At 44.8% G+C, this 1523-nt stretch carries 2 protein-coding genes; both read right to left on the reverse strand.

Features of this window, described 5'->3' with window-relative positions; translation table 11 throughout:
* Positions 1–17: 17 nt before the first annotated feature.
* Positions 18–1055 (reverse strand): hypothetical protein, encoded by a 1038-nt coding sequence (locus FHK88_RS14600; RefSeq protein ID WP_227431278.1) that lies wholly within the window; start codon positions 1053–1055, stop codon positions 18–20.
* 3 nt (positions 1056–1058) lie between these two features.
* The coding region (locus FHK88_RS14605) for a hypothetical protein (RefSeq protein WP_227431279.1) at positions 1059–1523 on the reverse strand (465 nt) is incomplete at its 5' end.

A 1523-nucleotide genomic window follows, 5' to 3' on the forward strand; every position in this document is an offset into this window, starting at 1 on the left:
CCTATACGTTCTATACATCAAATCTTATTCAACGTAATACTGCCCTTCTTTCTTCCCCCCCCCCCTTCTCTCCTTCTTCCCCTTCCTTTCTTCCCTCCCTTTTTTCCTTCCCCCCTCTCTCTTTTTCCTCTCTTCCCTCCCCCCCTCTTCCTCCCTCCTTCCCCCTTCTTTTCTTCCCTTCCCCCCCTCCTTCCTTTCTTCTCTCTCTTTCCTCTTTTCCTCCCTCTTTTCTTTCTCTCTCTTTCCCCCTCTTTTTTCTTCCCCCTCCTTCTCCTTCTCTTTTTTCTTCCTCTCTCCCTCCCTTCTCCTCTTCCCCCCCCTCCCTTTTCTCCTCCCTCCCTCCCTTTCTTTCTTCTCTCCTTTCTTCTCTTTCTCCTTTCTCTCCCCCCCCCTCTTTCCTTTCTCTTCCCCTCTCTTCTTCCCTCCCTCTTTCCCTCTCTCTCTCCTCCCTCTCTTCCTTCCTTTCCCCTCTTCTCCCCTCCTTTCCCTCTTCTTTTCTCTCTCCCCCTCTCCCTCCTTTTCTCTTCTTCCCTCCTTCTCTCCTCCTTTCTCTCCCCTCCCCTCTTTCCTTTCTCTTTTTCTTCCTTTTTTTTTTTCTCTTTTTTTCCTCCCCCCCCTTTTTCCTTTTTCTTTCTTCTTCCTTCCTCCTTTCTCTCTCCCCCCCTCCTCCCCCCCTTCTCCTTTTTCTTTTCTTCTTTCTCTTTCTCTTCTTTCTCTTCTTTTTTCTCTTCTTTTTCCCCCTTTTTCCTCTTCTTTCTCCCTTTTCCCCCTTTCCTTTTCCTCCTTTCTTTTCTTTCCCCCTTCCTTTCCTTTTTTTTCCCCTTTCCTTTCTCTTTTTCTCTTTCCCTCCTCTCCCTCCTTTTTCTTTTTTTTTTTTTTCTCTCTTTCTCCTTTTTCTTTCTCTTCTTCCCTCTCCTTTTCTTTTCTTTCCTTCCCCTTTCTTTCCTCTTCCCCCCCCCTCCTTTCCCTTTTTCCTTTTCTTCTTTCTCTTCTTTTTTTTCAATCCATTCTACCATACATTTATCTCTTCCCTTATTTAATACTTTTTTTATCATAAATTACTTAATCTCATTTTTCCTCATCCATTTCCTCCTTTTTTTTTTCCCTCTTTTCCTTTCTTTCCTCCTTTTTCCCTCTTCCCTCCCCTTTTTCTTTTCTTTCTCCCTTTTCCTCTTCCTTTTCTTCTCTTTCTTCTTCTTCTTCCCTTCTTTCCTCTTTTCTTTCTCTCCCTCTTCTTGCTTCTTGTCTCTCGCCTTCCCTTTCCCCTTTTCTCTTTTCCCCTTTCTCCCCCCTTTCTTTTCCCTTCTTTCTTTTTTTTTCCTCCTCCTCCCCTTTCCCTCCCCTCTTCCTCCTCTTTCTCTTCTCCCCCTCCTTCTTTCTTTTTTTTCCTTCTTCCTCTTTTTCCTTCCTCTCTTCTTCTTTCCCTTTTCCTCCCTCCCTCCTTTCCTTCTCTCTCTCTCCCTCCTCCCCCTCCCCCCTTTCTTTCCTTTTTCTCTCCTTTTTCTTTTCCTTCTCCTCCTCTT

Source organism: Psychrobacter sp. I-STPA6b, from assembly GCF_020662265.1.
GTDB lineage: Bacteria > Pseudomonadota > Gammaproteobacteria > Pseudomonadales > Moraxellaceae > Psychrobacter.